Genomic DNA, 19,490 nt, shown 5'->3' with positions numbered 1-19,490 from the left:
CTGTAATGACGGGGAAAAACGCACGTCTTTACGGGGGTAGGCTCGACAGCGGCCGGTGGGCGCCCAGTGCACCGGCGACCGGTGGGCACAAGCCCGACCAGACCGGTATTCGACATGTGGAGAGGAGCCCTGAAAAGGGTGAGCACCAAGCCGACCACCACAGACTTCGAGTGGACCGAACTGGACCAGCGGGCCGTGGACACCGCCCGCGTCCTGGCCGCCGACGCCGTACAGAAGGTCGGCAACGGCCATCCCGGCACGGCGATGAGCCTGGCTCCGGCCGCCTACACCCTCTTCCAGAAGGTGATGCGGCACGACCCCGCCGACGCGGACTGGGTCGGGCGTGACCGCTTCGTGCTGTCCGCCGGACACTCCTCCCTGACCCTGTACACCCAGCTGTACCTGGCCGGCTTCGGCCTGGAGCTGGACGACCTGAAGTCGTTCCGCACCTGGGGTTCGAAGACCCCGGGTCACCCGGAGTACGGCCACACCACCGGCGTGGAGACCACCACCGGCCCGCTCGGCCAGGGTGTCGCCAACGCGGTCGGCATGGCGATGGCCGCCCGCTACGAGCGCGGTCTGTTCGACCCGGAGGCCGCCCCCGGCACCTCCCCGTTCGACCACTACATCTACTGCATCGCCGGTGACGGCTGCCTGCAGGAGGGCATCTCCGCGGAGGCGTCCTCGCTGGCCGGCCACCAGAAGCTCGGCAACCTGATCCTGCTGTGGGACGACAACCACATCTCGATCGAGGGCGACACCGAGACGGCCGTGTCCGAGGACACCGTCAAGCGCTACGAGGCCTACGGCTGGCACGTGCAGCGCGTGGAGGCCAAGGCCAACGGCGATCTGGACCCGGAGGCGATCTTCGCCGCGATCCAGGAGGCCAAGGCGGTCACCGACCGGCCGTCCTTCATCGCGATGCGCTCGATCATCGCCTGGCCCGCCCCGAACGCGCAGAACACCGAGGCCGCCCACGGCTCGGCGCTCGGCGACGAGGAGGTCGCGGCCACCAAGCGCGTCCTGGGCTTCGACCCGGAGCAGACCTTCGAGGTCTCCGACGAGGTCATCGGCCACACCCGGCAGGCGCTGGAGCGCGGCCGCCAGTTCAAGGCGGAGTGGGAGAAGTCCTTCCAGGAGTGGCGGGACGCCAACCCCGAGCGCGCCGCCGAGTTCGACCGCATCGCCAAGGGCGAGCTGCCCACCGGCTGGGCGGAGAAGATCCCGGTCTTCGAGACGGGCAAGGGTGTCGCCACCCGCGCCGCCTCCGGCAAGATCCTGCAGGCGCTCGGCGCGGTGATCCCGGAGCTGTGGGGCGGCTCGGCCGACCTCGCGGGCTCCAACAACACGACGATCGACAAGACGTCGTCCTTCCTCCCGGCGGGCAACCCGCTGCCGGAGGCCGACCCGTACGGCCGCACCATCCACTTCGGCATCCGCGAGCACGCGATGGCCGCGGAGATGAACGGCATCCAGCTGCACGGCAACACCCGCATCTACGGCGGCACCTTCCTGGTGTTCTCCGACTACATGCGCAACGCGGTGCGGCTGTCGGCCCTGATGCACCTGCCGGTGACGTACGTGTGGACGCACGACTCCATCGGCCTCGGCGAGGACGGCCCGACCCACCAGCCGGTCGAGCACCTGGCCTCGCTGCGCGCCATCCCGGGCCTGAACGTGGTCCGCCCGGCCGACGCCAACGAGACGGCCATCGCCTGGCGCGAGATCCTCGGCCGCTGGACGAAGGAGTTCGGCAAGGGCCAGCCGCACGGTCTGGTCCTCACCCGCCAGGGCGTGCCGACCTACGAGCCGAACGACGACGCGGCCCGCGGTGGCTACGTGCTGTTCGAGGCCGACGGCGGCGACGCGCAGGTCCTGCTGATCGCGACCGGTTCCGAGGTGCACGTGGCCGTCGAGGCGCGTGAGCAGCTCCAGGCGGCCGGCATCCCGACGCGGGTCGTGTCCATGCCGTGCGTGGAGTGGTTCGAGCAGCAGGACCAGGGGTACCGGGACAGCGTGCTGCCCCCGTCCGTGAAGGCCCGTGTCGCCGTCGAGGCGGGTGTGGGTCTCACGTGGCACAAGTACGTCGGGGACGCCGGCCGCATCGTTTCCCTGGAGCACTTCGGTGCTTCCGCCGACGGCAAGGTGCTCTTCCGCGAGTTCGGCTTCACTGCCGAGAACGTGGCCGCCAAGGCCCGGGAATCCCTCGAAGCCGCCCAGCGCTGACGCTCACATACGACACGTAGGAGATGTAATTTCCATGACAGACGCACTCAAGCGCCTCTCCGACGAAGGCGTCGCGATCTGGCTGGACGACCTGTCGCGCAAGCGGATCACGTCCGGCAACCTCGCCGAGCTGATCGACCAGCAGCACGTCGTGGGCGTCACCACCAACCCGACGATCTTCCAGAAGGCGATCTCCGAGGGCGACGGCTACGACCAGCAGCTCGCCGACCTCGCCGCCCGCAAGGTGACCGTCGAAGAGGCGATCCGCATGATCACCACCGCGGACGTCCGGGACGCCGCCGACATCCTGCGCCCCGTCTTCGACGCGACCGACGGCCAGGACGGCCGGGTCTCCATCGAGGTCGACCCGCGCCTGGCCCACGACACCAGGGCCACCGTCGCCGAGGCCAAGCAGCTGGCCTGGCTGGTCGACCGCCCGAACACCCTGATCAAGATCCCGGCCACCAAGGCGGGCCTGCCGGCGATCACCGAGGTCATCGGCCTCGGCATCAGCGTCAACGTCACGCTGATCTTCTCGCTGGAGCGCTACCGCGAGGTCATGGACGCGTACCTGTCCGGCCTGGAGAAGGCCAAGGAGCGCGGCCTGGACCTGTCGCAGATCCGCTCGGTGGCGTCCTTCTTCGTGTCCCGTGTGGACACCGAGATCGACAAGCGGATCGACGCGCTGGGCACCGACGAGGCCAAGGCGCTGCGCGGCAAGGCCGCCGTCGCCAACGCCCGCCTCGCCTACCAGGCCTACGAGGAGGTCTTCTCCTCGGACCGCTGGCAGGCGCTGGAGAAGGCCGGCGCCCGCACGCAGCGTCCGCTGTGGGCCTCCACCGGTGTGAAGGACAAGGCGTACAAGGACACGATGTACGTCGACGAGCTGGTCGCGCCGAACACCGTGAACACGATGCCGGAGGCCACCCTCTTCGCCACCGAGGAGCACGGCGAGATCACCGGCAACACCATCGCCGGCACCTACGAGCAGGCCCGCGCCGACCTCGACGCCGTCGAGAAGCTCGGCATCGCGTACAACGACGTGGTGCAGCTGCTGGAGGACGAGGGCGTCGAGAAGTTCGAGGCGTCCTGGAACGACCTGCTGAAGTCGACGCAGGCGGAGCTTGAGCGCCTGGCTCCCTCGGAGGGCTGAAACTTTGTCAAGCAGCACTTCGCTGCTCTCGGGCAGCAACCCGCTGCGTGACCCCGCAGACCGACGGCTCCCGCGTATCGCGGGGCCGTCGGGTCTGGTCATTTTCGGCGTCACGGGCGATCTGTCGCGAAAGAAGCTGATGCCGGCCGTGTACGACCTCGCCAACCGGGGTCTGCTGCCGCCGGGGTTCTCGCTGGTCGGTTTCGCCCGGCGCGACTGGGAGCACGAGGACTTCGCCCAGGTCGTGCACGACGCCGTCAAGGAACACTCCCGCACGCCGTTCCGCGAGGAGGTCTGGCAGCAGCTCATCCAGGGGATGCGCTTCGTCCAGGGCACCTTCGACGACGACGAGGCCTTCGAGCGGCTGCGCGGCACGATCGAGGAGCTGGACAAGGCGCAGGGCACGGGCGGGAACTTCGCCTTCTATCTGTCGGTGCCGCCGAAGTCCTTCCCGGTCGTGATCCAGCAGCTGAAGAAGCACGGTCTGGCCGACCAGAAGCAGGGCTCCTGGCGGCGCGCGGTCATCGAGAAGCCGTTCGGCCACGACCTGAAGTCGGCCGAGGAGCTCAACGCGATCGTGCACGAGGTGTTCGCCTCGGACCAGGTCTTCCGCATCGACCACTACCTGGGCAAGGAGACGGTCCAGAACATCCTGGCGCTGCGCTTCGCCAACCAGATGTTCGAGCCGATCTGGAACCGGTCCTACGTCGACCACGTGCAGATCACGATGGCCGAGGACATCGGCATCGGCGGCCGGGCCGGCTACTACGACGGCATCGGCGCCGCCCGTGACGTCATCCAGAACCATCTGCTCCAGCTGCTCGCGCTGACCGCGATGGAGGAGCCCGCCTCCTTCGACGCGGACGCGCTCGCGGCGGAGAAGACCAAGGTGCTCGGCGCGGTCCGGCTGCCCAAGGACCTGGGCCGGGACACGGTGCGCGCCCAGTACACGGCGGGCTGGCAGGGCGGCGCGAAGGCGGTCGGCTATCTGGAGGAGGAGGGCATCGACCCCGGCTCCACCACCGACACCTACGCGGCGATCAAGCTGGGCATCGACAACCGCCGCTGGGCGGGCGTCCCCTTCTATCTGCGCACCGGCAAGCGGCTCGGCCGCCGGGTCACCGAGATCGCGGTCGTCTTCCAGCGCGCCCCGCACTCCCCCTTCGACACCACGGCGACGGAGGAGCTGGGCCAGAACGCGATCGTCATCCGCGTCCAGCCGGACGAGGGTGTGACGGTCCGCTTCGGCTCGAAGGTGCCCGGCACGTCGATGGAGATCCGGGACGTGTCCATGGACTTCGCCTACGGCGAGTCGTTCACGGAGTCCAGCCCGGAGGCGTACGAGCGCCTCATCCTGGACGTGCTGCTCGGCGACGCCAACCTCTTCCCGCGCACGGAGGAGGTCGAGCTGTCCTGGAAGATCCTCGACCCGATCGAGGAGTACTGGGCGGCGCACGGCAGGCCTGCCGAGTACCCGGCCGGCACCTGGGGGCCCGACGCGGCCGACGAGATGCTGCAGCGAGACGGACGGAGCTGGCGCCGGCCATGAAGATAGACCTGACGGACACCACTGCCAGCAAGATCAACAAGGCGTTGGTGCAGGGGCGGCGTGCCATCGGCACGCCGGCCGTCGGCATGGTGCTCACCCTGGTCATCGTCACCGACGAGGAGAACGCCTACGACGCCCTGAAGGCCGCCAGCGACGCCTCACGCGAGCACCCCTCGCGCACGCTGGTGGTCATCAAGCGGGTCTCGCGCACCCCGCGCGACCGCACCCAGTCCCGCCTGGACGCCGAGGTGCGGGTGGGCGCGGACGCGGGCACCGGTGAGACGGTCGTGCTGCGCCTGTACGGCGAGATCGTCGACCAGGCACAGTCGGTGGTCCTGCCGCTGCTGCTGCCGGACGCGCCGGTCGTGGTGTGGTGGCCGGTGAACGGCCCGCTCGACCCGGCCGGCGACGCGCTCGGCGCGCTCGCGCAGCGCCGGGTCACCGACTCCTACGCGGCGGAGGAGCCGGTACGGGAGCTGGCGGCGCGCGCCCGCGCCTACACGCCGGGCGACACCGACCTGTCCTGGACCCGGGTCACGCCGTGGCGCTCCATGCTGGCGGCCGCGCTGGACCAGGTCACCTGCCGGGTCCAGGCCGTCGAGGTGGAGGGCGAGGAGTTCAACCCGAGCTGCGAGCTGCTGGCGATGTGGCTCGCGGACCGGCTGGACGTGCCGGTGAAGCGGTCGCTGTCGGCCGGTCCCGGTCTGACCGCGGTCCGGATGGACACCGACTGCGGGCCGATCGTCCTGGACCGCGCGGACGGCACGCTGGCCACGCTGTCCATCCAGGGACAGCCGGACCGGGCGGTGGCGCTCAAGCGCCGGGAGACCTCCGAGCTGATCGCGGAGGAGCTGCGCCGGCTGGACCCGGACGACACGTACGCCTCCGCGCTGCGGTACGGGGTGGAGCGGCTGGACAGCGGTGCCGCGAAGGACGCGCCGGCCGCCGGGGAGCCCGCCGCGGCGGACGACCCGGTGGCCGCCGAGGACCCGGTCGCACCGCACACGGCAGAGGCCGCGGAGGAAGCCGTAGCCGTCGAGACCCCCGTGGAGGAGGCCGCGAAGGCGCCGGCGAAGAAGGCGACGGCCAAGTCCGCGCGGAAGTCCCCGGCGAGGAAGGCGGCGGCGAAGTGAGCACCCCTCAGCTGGTCGTGCATCACGACAAGGAGCTGATGGCGCAGGCCGCCGCGGCCCGTCTCATCACGAAGATCGTGGACGCGCAGACGTCCCGGGGTTCGGCGTCCATCGTGCTCACCGGCGGCCGCAACGGCAACGGCGTCCTGGCGGCGCTCGCCGCCGCGCCCGCGCGGGACGCGATCGACTGGGGGCGCCTGGACCTGTGGTGGGGTGACGAGCGGTTCCTGCCCGAGGGCGATCCGGAACGCAACGTCACCCAGGCCCGCGAGGCCCTGCTGGACGCCGTGCCGCTGGACCCCAAGCGGGTGCACGCGATGCCGGCCTCGGACGGACCGTACGGCAACGACGCGGACGCGGCGGCCGCCGCCTACGCGGAGGAGCTGGCGCGGTCGGCGGGGCCGGAGAACCACGGTCCGGTCCCGGCGTTCGACGTGCTGATGCTGGGCGTCGGCCCGGACACGCATGTGGCGTCGCTGTTCCCGGAGCTGCCGGCGGTGCGGGAGACCGAGCGGACGGTGGTCGGGGTGCACGGCGCTCCCAAGCCGCCGCCCACCCGGATCTCCCTGACGCTGCCCGCGATCCGGGCGGCCCGCGAGGTGTGGCTGCTGGCGGCCGGCGAGGACAAGGCGCAGGCCGCGGCGATGGCGCTGTCGGGCGCGGGCGAGATCCAGGCCCCGGCGGCGGGCGCCCGGGGCCGCTCCCGCACCCTGTGGCTGCTGGACTCGGCGGCGGCCTCGCAGCTGCCGAGGTCGCTCTACCCGCCGGCGTCGCCGTGAGCGCGGGCACCTGAAGCTCCTGACGCACAGGCGCCGGGCGGGCCGGGGAACCGGTCCGCCCGGCGTCTTTTCCGCTCGTCTCACATCGGGCGGAAGGGCTCGTTCGCGGGGACGCCGTACGTCTCGATGACGGTCTTTCCGTCCCTCACCGTTCCCTTCAGGCAGAGCGGGCTGTCCATGAGGCGCAGGTCCAGGAAGAACCGCGCGACCGCGCCGGACCGCTCCGGGCCGTGGATGCGTTCGTCGAGGTAGCCCAGTCCGCGCAGGGCGGCCCTGACCTGGGCGGGGGTGGGGTCGGGCAGAGTGCCGAGGGCCTTGGTGATGCGCTCGGCGTGACGGCGGGCCGCGCACTGCTCGGCGGGGGTCAGTTCGGCGGCGGGCGGTGCCCCGGTGGGGGTGGACGCCGGGGCGGCCTCGGTGGGCGGTGCGGGATCGACCGGCAGCTGTACGGGGACGGGAGCGGTGCGCGGCTGCTCGGTCGGTGCGGACGGCTCCGGCCCGGTCGGCGGGTGCGGGAAGCAGGGCTCGCCGACCGTGTTCAGCAGCTCCATGAAGGCCACCTGTGGGTCGGTGGCGGGTGGTGCGCCGGCGGGCCGGGCTCCTACGGCGTCGGCGGGTCTCTTCCCCGCGGCGGTGGCGCCGGTGCGGTCGGTGCCGCAGGCGGCGAGGGCCAGGGTGGGGAGCGCGATGACCGCGAGGGCGAGACCGGACCGGCGCGGGGCGGGAGTTCGAGGCATGCGGACAGTCTCCGGAGGCGCTCGCCACGGCACATGAGTACGCGTACTCAGCACCGGCGAGGCAACACCCCACGGGCCGTGGGGTGTTGCCTCCGCTCTCCGGTCTCCCTCTCCGGTTTCCGGTCTCCGGTCTACTTCACCGACCCGGCCATCACGCCCTGCACGAAGTGCCGCTGGAAGGCGAAGAACACCACGACCGGCACGATCAGGGACAGGAACGCGCCCGGCGCCAGCACATCGATGTTGCTTCCGAACTGCCGGATCTGCGACTGCAGTTGTACGGTCAGCGGCTGCGAGGAGCTGTCCGCGAAGAGCAGCGCGACCAGCATGTCGTTCCACACCCACAGGAACTGGAAGATGGCCAGTGAGGCGATGGCGGGCCGGCCCACGGGCAGCACCAGCCGGGTGAAGATGCGCCACTCGCTGCCGCCGTCCATGCGGGCCGCCTCCAGCATCTCCCTCGGCATCTCGGCGAAGTAGTTGCGCAGCAGGAACACCGCGAACGGCAGGCCGTAGGCGACGTGGAAGAGGACGACGCCGGGGATCGTGCCGAACAGGCCCAGCTGGCCGAAGAGCTTGGCGACCGGCAGCAGGCCGATCTGCACCGGCACCACCAGCAGCGCGACCACGAGCAGGAACAGCGGTTCGCGCAGCGGGAAGTCCAGCCAGGCGAAGGCGTATCCGGCGAGCGCGGCGAGGACGACGACCAGGACGGTCGTCGGCACCGAGATCGCCACCGTGTTCCAGAAGGCCTGGGTGATGCCCGCGTTCTTCAGCAGCGCGGAGTAGTTGTCGAAGGACAGCTGGCCGGGGCTGGTGAACACCGTCCACCAGCCGCCCTTGGCCGTGTCCGACGCCGACCTGAGCGAGGACAGGAACAGTCCGGCGAGCGGGGTCACCCAGACCAGGGCGACCACCACCAGGAAGGCCTGCACCACAGCGCTGCCGAGGCCGCGCCTGACCGCGTTCATCGCTGACTCCTTCGGAAGCGGCGGACGTTGAAGACCATCGCGGGGATGACCAGGAGCAGCAGCAGGACGCCGAGGGCGCTGCCGAGGCCCTGGTTGTTGCCGCCGCCGAAGGACACCAGCCACATCTGGGTGGCGAGCACGGTCGCGTCCTCCTGCACCGGTCCGGGCGCGATGATGTAGACGAGGTCGAACACCTTCATCACGTTGATGACGAGGGTGACGAAGACGACCGTGAGGACCGGCGCGAGCAGGGGAACCGTGATGCGGCGGAAGATCTGCCACTCGTTCGCGCCGTCCATGCGGGCGGCCTCCAGCGCGTCCCGGGGCAGCGTGGACAGGCCGGCGCCGATCAGGACCATCGCGAAGCCGGTCCAGATCCACAGGTACGCGCCGATGATCGCCGGGGTGACCAGGGTCGGCCCGAGCCAGGAGACGCCCTGGTAGGGCGGGGCGAAGTTGGACTTGGGCAGCTTCAGCGTGTACGGGCCGTCGTCGAGTCCGGCGAAGCGGAAGGAGCCGTCGGCGGCGGTGGTGGCGCTCGCCACCGTGCTGCCGTCGCGGACCGCCTCGACCTTCATGCCGGGCAGCCCGCTCTCCTTGGGGTCGACCCGGCCCTGCCGCCCTCCCCCGCCGGGGGTGAAGTCGAGGTAGACGACACCGCGCACCTCACCGGCGGCCGCCGTGCGCGCGGCGGCGCCGTAGGCGGGCCGGGCGTCGGCGGGCAGGTCCTTGGGGAGGACGCCGACCACGCCGAGCGCGGCGCTCTGCCCCGGCCGCACGCTCGCGGTCGTCAGGTAGGAGCCGTCCCGGCCCTGCTCCAGGCCCTGCCCGTCGCGGACCCGGGCCGTGGGGTAGGACGACGTCCCCTTGAAGGCGTCGTGGACGGAGACGACGGCGGCGTTGAGGACGCCCTTGTCGGGGTCCTCGTCGTAGGCGAGGCGGAAGATGATGCCGGCGGCGAGGAAGGACACCGCCATCGGCATGAACAGCAGCAGCTTGAAGGCGGTGGCCCAGCGGACCTTCTCCACCAGGACGGCCAGGATCAGGCCGAGCCCGGTGAGCAGGGCGGGGGCCACCACCACCCAGATCGTGGTGTTGCGGATGGCCTTGAGGGTCGCCGGGTCGCGGAACATCTCGGCGTAGTTGTCGCCGCCGACGAAGCGGGTGCCGGACGCGTCGAAGAAGCTGCGCCCGATCGAGAACAGCACCGGGTAGACGACGAGCGCGCCGAGCAGCAGCAGGGCGGGGAGGACGAACAGTACGGCGATGATCTTCCCGCGCCGCTTCAGGCGCCGGGCGGGCGTGGCGCCCGGGGCGCCGCCGCGGGGCGGGCTGGCCTCTTGGGTGAGGGTGGCGGTCATCGGCGATCAGCCCTGGTACGCCTTGGCCGCCGCGTCCTCCAGCTTGGCGGCGGTGGCCTGCGGGTTCGACGGGTCGCGCAGGAAGTCCTGGAGCAGCTTCCACTCGCCGACGCCCTTGGTGCCGCCGAAGGCCGCGGGTGCCTGGTCGGACATGTCGAAGCGGACGGAGTCACCGGCGGCGATCAGCGACTTGGCGGTGGCGCGGGTGACGTCGTCGCCGTACTCGGCGAAGTCGAGCTTCTTGTTCGGGGACAGGAAGCCGCCGGCCTTCGCCCACACGGCCGCCGCCTCGGGGGTGGCCAGGTACTCCAGCAGCTTCATGCCGGCGTCGGCGTTCTTGCCGTCCTTGAGGACGACGGCCGCGTCGCCGCCGCTGACCACCGGGGCCTTGCCGCCGTCGACCGCCGGGAAGGGGAAGAAGTTCGCGTCCTGGCCGATGTTCTTGCCGTACTGGTCCTTGGCGACACCGGCGACGAAGTCGCCCTCGTAGACCATGCCGGCCTGCGGCTTCGGCCCGAACACCTTCTCCACCGAGCCCGGGAAGTCGGTGTTCAGGGCCCCGCTCTGGCCGCCTGCGACGAGCTGCTTGTCCTTGAACAGCTTGCCCAGCGTCTGCAGCGCCTTGACCACGGACGCGTCGGTCCACTTCAGCTTGTGGGCGGCGAGGGCGTCGTACTTCTCGGGGCCGGCCTGGGAGAGGTAGATGTTCTCGAACCAGTCGGTGAGGGTCCAGCCGTCCTGTCCGGCGACCGCGAACGCGGCGAGCCCGGAGTCGGAGACGGTGTGCCCGGCCTTGAGCATCTCGTCGTACGTCGCCGGCGGCTTGACGCCGGCCTGGGTGAGCGCGTCGGGGCTGTACCAGACGGTCGACTTGTGGGCGGCCTTGAAGTACAGGCCGTAGAGGGTGCCCTCGACGCTGCCGTACGTCTTCCACACGGGGGCGTAGTCGGCGCCGATCGCCTGCTGGGCGGTCGGTGACAGCGGCTTGAGCCAGCCCTTCTTGGCGAACTGCTGGAGCACGCCGACCTGCGGGACCATCACGACGTCGGGGGCGTTGCCGCCCTCGATCTTGCTGCCGACGACGGTGGAGACGTTGTCGCCGGTGGAGACGAACTGCGTCTTGGCGCCGGTCTTCTCGCTGAACGCGTCCAGCACCTTCTGGAAGTTCTTCTGCTCGGTGCCGGTCCAGACACCGGCGACGGTGACGGTCTTGCCGCTGAGCGCCTTGTCGCCGCCGCCGGCGGAGACCGGGGTGGAGCCGCCGCAGGCGGTGGCGCCGAGCGCGAGGGCGAGGGCGGTGCAGCCGGCGAGCAGGGTCGTACGGCGTCGCATCATCGTTGATGTCCCTTCGGGGGGCGGGTGAGTGACGTAAATCAGTGGTCGGCGATCCACCAGGCGGCCGTGGAGCCGGGCAGCTCACCGGGGGTGGGGCAGGCCCCGCTGGCCAGCAGCGGGGTGCCGGGGACCGGGGCGGGGACCGGGGCGGTGGTGAAGTTGACGGCGCAGACCAGGCCGTCGCCCCGGGTGAAGGCGAGGACGCCGGGCGGGGTGTCCAGCCAGTGCAGCGGGCCCTCCCCCAGCTGCGGGAGTTCCTTGCGCAGCTGCAGGCCGTCCCGGTACAGGTGCCAGAAGGAGCGGGTGTCGGCGAGCGCGCGGTCGGTGGCGTACTCGGCGAAGTAGTCCGGCTGCGGCAGCCACGGCTTGGCGCTCTCGGCTCCGGGGGTGAAGCCGAACGGGGACGCCTGCCCGGACCAGGGCAGCGGCACCCGGCAGCCGTCGCGGATCCGGGCCCGGCTGCCGGTGCGCCGGAAGATCGGGTCGGTGAGCACGTCGTCGGGCAGGTCGACGACCTCGGGCAGGCCCAGCTCCTCGCCCTGGTAGATGTACGCCGCTCCGGGCAGCGCCAGCATCAGCAGCGCGGCGGCGCGGGCGCGGGCGGCGCCGAGGCCGCTGCCGTGCGGGGTGGGCTCGCCGTAGCGGGTGACGGTGCGGACCTGGTCGTGGTTGTTGAGGACCCAGGTGACCGTGGAGCCGGTGCCGGCGATGTCCTGCATGGCCTCGGTGATGACCTTGCGGAAGGCGTCCGCGTCCCAGGGGGCGCCGAGCAGGTCGAAGAAGAACGCCTGGTGCAGTTCGTCGGGGCGCACGTACTGGGCGTGCTCGCGGGCGGTGGGCACGGAGACCTCGCCGACCAGGAGGCGCTCACGGCCGTCGCGCTGCGCGTACTCCTCGCATATGGACCGCCAGCGCCGCCACACGTCGTGCACCTCGGGCTGGTTCCAGGCGAGCGGGTTGACCGAGTCGCGGGTGCGGGCGTCGGCCTCCGGGTCGTCGGAGTCGGGCAGCTCGGGGTGCTTGTACAGGCCGGCGGCCACGTCGATGCGGAAGCCGTCGACGCCCCGGTCCAGCCAGAACTTCAGCACGCGCTCGAACTCGGCGGCGATCTCGGGGTTGCGCCAGTTCCAGTCGGGCTGCTCGGGGGTGAACATGTGCAGGTACCACTGGCCGTCGTCGACCCGGCTCCACGCCGGGCCGCCGAACATGGCGTGCCAGTTGTTGGGCGGCTCGCTGCCGTCCGGGCCGCGGCCGTCGGCGAAGTGGAACCGGGCGCGGGCCGGGCTGCCGGGCTCACCGGCCAGTGCCTCGCGGAACCAGGGGTGCTCGCTGGAGCAGTGGTTGGGGACGATGTCCAGCAGGACCTTGATCCCGAGGCGCCGGGCGGACGCGATCAGCAGGTCGAACTCGGCGAGGTCGCCGAAGAGCGGGTCGACGTCGCAGTAGTCGGCGACGTCGTAGCCGTGGTCGTGCTGCGGCGAGGGGTAGAAGGGGCTCAGCCAGATCCCGTCCACGCCGAGCTTCTTCAGGTAGGGCAGTCCGGCCCGCACGCCCGCGAGATCGCCGATGCCGTCGCCGGTGCTGTCCAGGAAGCTGCGGACATACACCTGGTAGATCACCGCGTCACGCCACCAGCGGTACTTACTCAACATGCATGCATGTTAGGTATCTGTGTCGCGAGGGTGTCAATGAAAAGAACAGAAGCTACCGCCGAGTTGGCGCGACAAACACGGACACAATGGGGCGCTTCTTCGGCAGATGAGATATCCGCGTTACCTAACAGGTAACTATCAGCGGGAGACGGCCGCCAGTTCCCGGGCCAGTCGCCGCACCGCCGCCGCGGGCGTCTGGCGCCCGGTCAGCGCGTCGTGCACGACCGCCTGCACCACCAGGCTGACCTGGTCGTAGTGCGGGCTCTTGGGGCGCGGGGCGGCGTTCAGCACGCTCTCGCGCAGCGTCGGCAGATACGGGAACCGCCGCACCAGGGCGGGGTCGTCGTAGAGGTCGGCGCGCACGGGCGGCAGCGCGCCCTGGGTGAGGACCTGGCGCTGGACGCGCTCGCTGGTCAGGTACGCGATCAGGCGCTCGGCGGACTCCGGGTGCCGGGCATGGGCGTTGACGGCCAGGTTGGACCCGCCGAGCACGCTGGTGCCGGGACCGTCCGGCCCCGGCAGCGGTACGACGCCGATCTTCCCGGCGACCTTGGAGCCGGGGGCGGAGGCGACGGCGTAGGCATAGGGCCAGTTGCGCAGGAAGAGCAGCCGGCCGTCCTGGAAGGCCTGCTTGGACTCCTCCTCCTTGTAGGTCAGCGCCGCCTTCGGGATCCAGCCCTCGCGCAGCCCGCGCGCCAGGAAGCCGATGCCCTCGCGGGCCGCGGCGGAGTCCACGGTGACCCGGGCGCCCTCGTCGCCGAGGATGGTGCCGCCGGCCGAGTAGACCGCCTCGGCCGCGTTCACGGTCAGCCCCTCGTAGGGCAGGAGCTGGCCGGCGTAGCCGTCGAGGCCGTACTTCGGCGCGACCGTCTTCGCGTCCCGTTCCAGTTCGGCCCAGGTGCGCGGCGGCGGCAGGCCCTCCTTGGCCAGGACGTCCTTGCGGTACAGCAGCAGTCCCGCGTTGGTCACGTACGGCACGGCGTACAGCCGTCCGTCGTAGGTCGCCGTGTCCACGACCGGCGGCAGGAAGCTCTCCAGCGGGAAGCGTTCACGCGGCAGCGTGCGGATCCAGCCGGCCGCGGCGAACTCCGAGGTCCAGTCGACGTCGATGTTGAGCACGTCGAACCGGCCGCGGTCGCCCCCGCGCAGATCGGTGACCATCTGGGCGCGGGTCTCATCGGCGGAGTCGGGCAGTTCGACGAGGGTGACCTTCTCGCCGGGGTGGGTGCGGTTCCAGCCCTGGAGAAGGGGGCCGAGGTAGCCGGTGAGATCCCCGGCCGTGGCCAGGGTGAGCGGCCCTCGGCCACCCGCGGCCCCCTCGTCGGCACGGGCTCCGGAGGCGACGTAGCCGGTGAGCACCACGAGGAGAACGAGGAGGCCCCTACCCGCGGCACGTATCCACCGCATAGGTTCCTCCCTGTACACCGGCCACGGGCATCCTCGCCCGGGGTCAGAGGCCATGTATACCTGTTAGGTATGCGCGATACTAGGGCCTGGAGCACATTGGACGAGACAGGAGGACCGACGGCGTGCGCCTGCCCCTCCTGGCACTCCTGGCCCGTGGTCCGGCCCACGGCTACGAGCTGAAGCAGGACCTTGAGCAGCTGCTGGGCTCCGCGTACCCTCAGCCGAACATCGGCCAGATCTATGTGACCCTCGGCCGCCTTGAGAAGCAAGGGCTGATCGAGGGCGAGGAGGTCGAGCAGTCCAGCCGGCCGAACAAGAAGATCTACCACCTCACCGACGCCGGTCGGGAGGCGCTGAGCACCTGGTTCGAGGACACCGAGGACGAGCCGCGGGTGCGGGACGAGTTCTTCATGAAACTGGCGCTCGCCCCGCAGACCGGTCTCGCCGACCAGATCGCCCTCATCAACCGCCAGCGGCGCCAGTACCTCAACACCATGCGGAGCCTGTCGAAGCTGGCGGCGTCGGAGAGCCGGGAGAACCGCATCGCGCATCTGCTGATCGAGGGCGCGATGCTGCATCTGCAGGCCGACCTGGACTGGCTGGAGCGGTGTCAGGAAGAGCTGGAGGAGCTGGAGTGAGCGAGGGTACGCAGTCCCCGGCTCCCGTGCTGCGCGCCGAGGGCCTGGTCAAGACCCACCACGGCGAGGGCGCCCCCGCGCATGCCGTGCGCGGGGTTGACCTGAGCGTGGCGAGGGGTGAGTTCGTCGCGGTCACGGGCCCCTCCGGCGCCGGCAAGTCGACGCTGCTGCACCTGCTGGGCGGGCTGCAGCGCCCCGACCAGGGCACGGTGTGGCTGGGCGACTCCCGGACCGACACCTGGAGCGAGGCCCGCTGGGCGGTGGAGCGCCGCAAGCGCATCGGGATCGTCTTCCAGTTCTTCAACCTGGTCTCCAACCTGTCGGTCGCCGACAACGTCGAGCTGCCCGCCCTGCTCGCCGGCGTCCCGCCGAAGCGGGCCCGCGCCGAGCGGGAGGAGCTGCTGGCCGAGCTGGGCCTGAGCGGCAAGGAGCGCAGCATGCCGGGCGAGCTGTCCGGCGGTGAGCAGCAGCGCGTCGCGCTCGCCCGCGCGCTGGTCAACCATCCGCCGCTGCTGCTGGCCGACGAGCCCGCCGGCAGCCTGGACAGCAAGGGCACCCGTGAGGTGATGCGGCTGCTGTCCCGGTTCCACCAGCGCGGCCAGACGATCGTGCTGGTCACCCATGACGCCCGGCTGGCGAGCGCCGCGGACCGGGTGATCAGCTTCTTCGACGGCCGGATCGTCGACGACGCGACCCTGGACGGCGCGGCGCCCACGCGGGGGCGCGGGACGGCGGGCGTGCTGGAGCTGAAGGAATGAGCCCGGTGCACGCGTCCCTCCCGAGCCCGGTGAACACGTCCGACCCGAGCCCGGTGCACGCATCCGCCGCCGGCCCGGCACACGCGTCCTTCCCGTCCGGGACGAGGAGCTGAGGCCGGTGCGAGCGACTCTGCGCTGGGCGCACTCCGATCTGCGCACGCACCGCGGCGAGGCCCTGTTCATCGTGCTGGCCACCGCCGGGATCGTCGCGTCGCTGCTGCTGGCCACGGCCCTGTTCGGGTACGCCACCAATCCCTGGCAGCGCGTGTTCACCCAGTCCCGTGGCGCGCATGTGTGGCTGCACACCACCGCCACGGCCGACACCCAGCGGCTCTCCCGGCTGGACGGCGTCGCCTCCGTCGCCGGGCCCTACGCCACCGAGTCGGTCACCGTCGCCGCCCGCGGCACCCGTGCCTCGGTCGAACTGCGCGCCACCGACGGCCGCCCCTCGGTGGGCCGGCCCCTGCTGACCTCCGGGCAGTGGCTGCGGGCCGCTGACCCCGACGGCGTGGTGCTGGAGGGCCGGCTCGCCCGCGCGCTGCTGGCCGAGCCCGGGGACACCCTCACGCTGCCCGGCACGACGCGGACCCTGACCGTCGTGGGCATCGCCGACAGCGCCGAACCCGGCTACCGTCCCGGCGAGCGGCCCGGCCTGGTCTGGGCCCCGCCGTCCGCCGTCCGCTCCCCGGGCGGCGAGGTCGTCGGGCTGCGGCTGACGGACCCCGGCGACACCGACTACGCGGTGCAGCGGGCCGTGACCGCGCTGGGCGCCGGCACGGTCGGCGAGGTCGCCACCTGGCAGCAGGCGCGGGCCGAGGCCCAGGGCGACACCCGGCTGCTGGGCCAGGTGCTGGGACTCTTCGGGCTGGGCGCGCTGCTCGCGGCCGGTCTCGCGGTGCACGGCGCGCTCGCCACCCGCATCCGCGGCCATCTGCGTGACATCTCCGTGCTGAAGGCGATCGGCTTCACCCCCGGCCAGGTGGTCCGCATCTTCCTGCTCCAGCACGTGGCCTACGCCCTGCTCGGCGCGGTGGCGGCGGCCGTGCTGGTGCAGAGCCTGGGCAGCGGTCTGCCGGGCCGGCTGGGCGACGCGGTCGGCGTGTGGCAGGGCCTGCCCGGCCACACCGCCTCGCTGCTCGGGGTGCCGGTCGTGGCGGTGCTGTTCATCGCGGCGGTCACCGGGCTGGCGGCGTGGCGGGCGGGCCGGGTCCCGCCGGTCCCCGTGCCGCGTCCGGCGGCCCCCGGGGGCGGCCGGCTGCCCCGCCTCGCCCGCCGGGCGCTGGGCCTGCGGGTGCCGCCCGCCCTGGTCCTCGGCTGGCACCGCGCCTTCACCCGCCGCCCGCGCGCAGCGGCGACGATCGCCCGCCTGGCCCTGCCCCTGCTGCTGGTCGTGGTGGCGCTGAGCGCCTGGACGACGATCGACCGCTTCCACACCGCCCCCGACCGGATGGGGCTGCCGGCCTCGCTGACCGTTCGTTCGGACGCGAGCATGACCGACACCGCCACCCGGGCCCTGCTCGCCCGCACGCCGCAGGTCGCCGCCGCCTACCCGGGCGTCGAGGTGGCCGCGCTGGTGCCCGGCCAGACGGCGACGATCGCCCTGCGCGGCCTCGGCACCCATGCCTCCCCCTACCCGTACACCCTCGCCGAGGGCCGCCCCGCCCACGGGCCCGACGAGGCGGTGGCCGGCCAGGGCCTGCTCGACCTGCTGGACGTCGGCGTCGGCGACTGGGTCCGCATGACCGTCGGAGACCGGCCCCAGATCCTGCACATCGTGGGCCGCAGCATCGAACCGGAGAACGCCGGCCGGGTCATCTCCACCTCCCTGGACACCCTCCGCGAGAACGACCCCGACCTGCGCCCGAGCCTGTACCAGCTCCGGCTGCGCGAGGGCGCCGACCCCGACGCGGTGGCCGCCTCGCTGGCCACGGCGGCGCGCGGGCACCTGGACGTGCACCGGGTGACCAACCCGGCCGACGGCCTGTCGCCGCTGCGCGGCGTGGTGGCCGGGCTGATCGCCGTACTGGCCCTGATCGGGGTCGTCGAACTGCTCACCGCGATCGGGGCCACGGTCCGCGAGAGCGAACGGGACCTGCTCGCCCTGAAGGCCATCGGCCTCTCCCCCCGCCAGATCACGACGATCACCGTGACGGCGACGGCCCTCACCGCCCTCACGGCGACGGCCGCCGCCCTGGCCCTGGGCCTCCCCCTCGCCCATCTGCTGATCGACACCCAGGGCACCACCAGCGGCATCGGGGCGGGCATCGCCCAGACCCCGTCCCCGGCGGTCCTGCTCACCACGGCGGCGACGGCCATCGCCGGCGCCGCCTGCCTGGCCGCGATCCCGGCGGCGCGAGCGGCCCGCCGCCGCCTGGCGGACACGTTGAGCGCGGTGGCATGAGGCCTGGGCGGTGGGTTGAGAGGGGCGGTGGCTTGAGGGGGGAGGTCCCCCTCAAGCCGGGGTACTGAGAGGCTCCGTCCCCTCACGCCGGCGCTCTCCCTCAGCGCCCCCGCAGCGACCGGTACGTCGCGACCAGCGCGCGTGTGGACGTGTCCAGTCCTTCCACCTCCGCCCCCTCCGTGAGCGCCGGCTCCACCCGCTTGGCCAGCACCTTCCCCAGCTCCACGCCCCACTGGTCGAAGGAGTCGATGCCCCACACGGCGCCCTGCACGAACACCTTGTGCTCGTACAGCGCGACCAGCTGCCCGAGCACCGAGGGCGTCAGCTCCCGCGCGAGGATCGTGGTCGTCGGGTGGTTGCCCCGGAACGTCTTGTGGGCCACCAGCTCCTCCGGCACCCCCTCGGCGCGCACCTCCTCGGGCGTCTTGCCGAAGGCCAGCGCCTGGGTCTGGGCGAAGAAGTTGGCCATCAGCAGGTCGTGCTGCGCCTTGAGCCCGTCGCCCAGCTCCGCCACCGGCTCGGCGAACCCGATGAAGTCCGCCGGGATCAGCTTGGTCCCCTGGTGGATCAACTGGTAGTACGCGTGCTGCCCGTTGGTGCCCGGAGTGCCCCACACCACCGGGCCCGTCTGCCATTCCACCGGCCGACCGTCCCGCCCGACCGACTTCCCGTTGGACTCCATGTCCAGCTGCTGCAGATACGCCGTGAACTTGGACAGGTAGTGCGAGTACGGCAGCACCGCGTGCGACTCGGCGCCGTGGAAGTTGCCGTACCAGATGCCCAGCAGCCCCAGCAGCAGCGGCACATTGGTCTCGGCCGGCGCCGTGCGGAAGTGCTCGTCGACGGTCCGGAAGCCGTCGAGCATCTCGCGGAACCTGTCCGGCCCGATGGCGATCATCAGCGACAGCCCGATCGCGGAGTCGTAGGAGTAGCGCCCGCCGACCCAGTCCCAGAACTCGAACATGTTGGCCGTGTCGATGCCGAACTCGGCGACCTTCGCGGCGTTCGTCGACAGCGCCACGAAGTGTCTGGCGACCGCCGCCTCGTCACCGAGCGCGTCCAGCAGCCAGGCCCGTGCGGACGTGGCGTTGGTGATCGTCTCGATGGTGGTGAACGTCTTGGAGGCAATAATGAACAGCGTCTCGGCCGGGTCCAGGTCGCGGACGGCCTCGTGCAGGTCGGCACCGTCGACGTTGGAGACGAAACGGAACGTCAGGTCCCGGGCCGTGTAGGCGCGCAGCACCTCGTACGCCATCGCGGGGCCCAGATCCGAGCCGCCGATGCCGATGTTGACGACGTTGCGGATGCGCTTGCCGGTGTGCCCGGTCCACTCACCGGAGCGGACCCGCGCGGCGAAGGCGCTCATCCGGTCCAGAACGGCGTGCACCTT

General features: G+C 71.8%; 15 protein-coding genes. 8 read left to right on the top strand and 7 right to left on the bottom strand.

The genetic code is table 11. From position 1 onward, the window contains the following. The first annotated feature begins 138 nt into the window (after nucleotides 1–138). Genes tkt through pgl form a run of 5 tightly spaced genes read left to right on the top strand, consistent with a single transcriptional unit; the run spans nucleotide 139 to nucleotide 6,840 of the window. Nucleotides 139–2,226 carry a transketolase gene (gene tkt / locus C3489_RS24495; protein WP_103784209.1) on the top strand — a complete coding sequence of 696 codons (2,088 nt, stop codon included), beginning with the start codon at nucleotides 139–141 and terminating at the stop codon, nucleotides 2,224–2,226. Between the two features lie 34 nt (nucleotides 2,227–2,260). Further along, nucleotides 2,261–3,379 (top strand): transaldolase, encoded by a 1,119-nt coding sequence (gene tal / locus C3489_RS24490; RefSeq protein ID WP_103784208.1) that lies wholly within the window; start codon nucleotides 2,261–2,263, stop codon nucleotides 3,377–3,379. 22 nt (nucleotides 3,380–3,401) lie between these two features. After that, entirely contained in the window at nucleotides 3,402–4,928 is a 1,527-nt protein-coding gene (gene zwf, locus C3489_RS24485; RefSeq protein ID WP_103784250.1) for a glucose-6-phosphate dehydrogenase, read from the top strand. Then, nucleotides 4,925–6,061: a glucose-6-phosphate dehydrogenase assembly protein OpcA gene (gene opcA, locus C3489_RS24480; RefSeq protein WP_103784207.1), complete on the top strand. Its 1,137-nt coding sequence runs from the start codon at nucleotides 4,925–4,927 to the stop codon at nucleotides 6,059–6,061. The genes zwf and opcA overlap by 4 nt, the downstream gene beginning before the upstream one ends. Then, on the top strand, nucleotides 6,058–6,840 hold the full coding sequence (pgl, locus tag C3489_RS24475; RefSeq protein WP_103784206.1) for a 6-phosphogluconolactonase: 783 nt from the start codon (nucleotides 6,058–6,060) through the stop codon (nucleotides 6,838–6,840). The genes opcA and pgl overlap by 4 nt, the downstream gene beginning before the upstream one ends. Before the next feature lie 80 nt (nucleotides 6,841–6,920). Here the strand turns inward: pgl and C3489_RS24470 are convergent, their stop codons facing one another. The 6 genes from C3489_RS24470 to C3489_RS24445 form a co-directional block, all read right to left on the bottom strand. Next, nucleotides 6,921–7,577, bottom strand: a complete 657-nt coding sequence (locus tag C3489_RS24470; RefSeq protein WP_103784205.1) for a hypothetical protein — start codon at nucleotides 7,575–7,577, stop codon at nucleotides 6,921–6,923. A 131-nt stretch (nucleotides 7,578–7,708) separates the two neighbouring features. Further along, nucleotides 7,709–8,548: a carbohydrate ABC transporter permease gene (locus tag C3489_RS24465; protein ID WP_103784204.1), complete on the bottom strand. Its 840-nt coding sequence runs from the start codon at nucleotides 8,546–8,548 to the stop codon at nucleotides 7,709–7,711. After that, nucleotides 8,545–9,909 carry an ABC transporter permease subunit gene (locus tag C3489_RS24460; RefSeq protein WP_103784203.1) on the bottom strand — a complete coding sequence of 455 codons (1,365 nt, stop codon included), beginning with the start codon at nucleotides 9,907–9,909 and terminating at the stop codon, nucleotides 8,545–8,547. The genes C3489_RS24465 and C3489_RS24460 overlap by 4 nt, the downstream gene beginning before the upstream one ends. Nucleotides 9,910–9,915: 6 nt before the next feature. Next, nucleotides 9,916–11,244, bottom strand: a complete 1,329-nt coding sequence (locus C3489_RS24455; protein ID WP_103784202.1) for an ABC transporter substrate-binding protein — start codon at nucleotides 11,242–11,244, stop codon at nucleotides 9,916–9,918. 38 nt (nucleotides 11,245–11,282) lie between these two features. Continuing rightward, nucleotides 11,283–12,896, bottom strand: coding sequence for a glycoside hydrolase family 13 protein (locus C3489_RS24450; RefSeq protein WP_181139823.1), 1,614 nt, complete (start codon nucleotides 12,894–12,896; stop codon nucleotides 11,283–11,285). A 138-nt stretch (nucleotides 12,897–13,034) separates the two neighbouring features. Beyond that, nucleotides 13,035–14,303: an ABC transporter substrate-binding protein gene (locus C3489_RS24445; RefSeq protein ID WP_103784201.1), complete on the bottom strand. Its 1,269-nt coding sequence runs from the start codon at nucleotides 14,301–14,303 to the stop codon at nucleotides 13,035–13,037. A 122-nt stretch (nucleotides 14,304–14,425) separates the two neighbouring features. On the opposite strand from C3489_RS24445, the gene C3489_RS24440 reads away from it, so the two are divergent. From C3489_RS24440 to C3489_RS24430, 3 genes are all read left to right on the top strand, one after another. Next, nucleotides 14,426–14,941 carry a PadR family transcriptional regulator gene (locus C3489_RS24440; RefSeq protein WP_103784200.1) on the top strand — a complete coding sequence of 172 codons (516 nt, stop codon included), beginning with the start codon at nucleotides 14,426–14,428 and terminating at the stop codon, nucleotides 14,939–14,941. Continuing rightward, nucleotides 14,938–15,699, top strand: a complete 762-nt coding sequence (locus C3489_RS24435; protein ID WP_103784199.1) for an ABC transporter ATP-binding protein — start codon at nucleotides 14,938–14,940, stop codon at nucleotides 15,697–15,699. The genes C3489_RS24440 and C3489_RS24435 overlap by 4 nt, the downstream gene beginning before the upstream one ends. 118 nt (nucleotides 15,700–15,817) lie before the next feature. After that, nucleotides 15,818–18,100, top strand: coding sequence for an ABC transporter permease (locus C3489_RS24430; RefSeq protein WP_103784198.1), 2,283 nt, complete (start codon nucleotides 15,818–15,820; stop codon nucleotides 18,098–18,100). 100 nt (nucleotides 18,101–18,200) lie between these two features. On the opposite strand, the gene pgi is transcribed toward C3489_RS24430, so the two are convergent. Further along, a partial coding sequence (pgi, locus tag C3489_RS24425; RefSeq protein WP_103784197.1) for a glucose-6-phosphate isomerase occupies nucleotides 18,201–19,490 on the bottom strand: 1,290 nt, incomplete at its 5' end.

Origin of the sequence: Streptomyces sp. Ru71 (genome assembly GCF_002920535.1) — a bacterium.
Lineage (GTDB): Bacteria > Actinomycetota > Actinomycetes > Streptomycetales > Streptomycetaceae > Streptomyces.
This window is presented reverse-complemented; position numbering and strand designations above follow the sequence as displayed.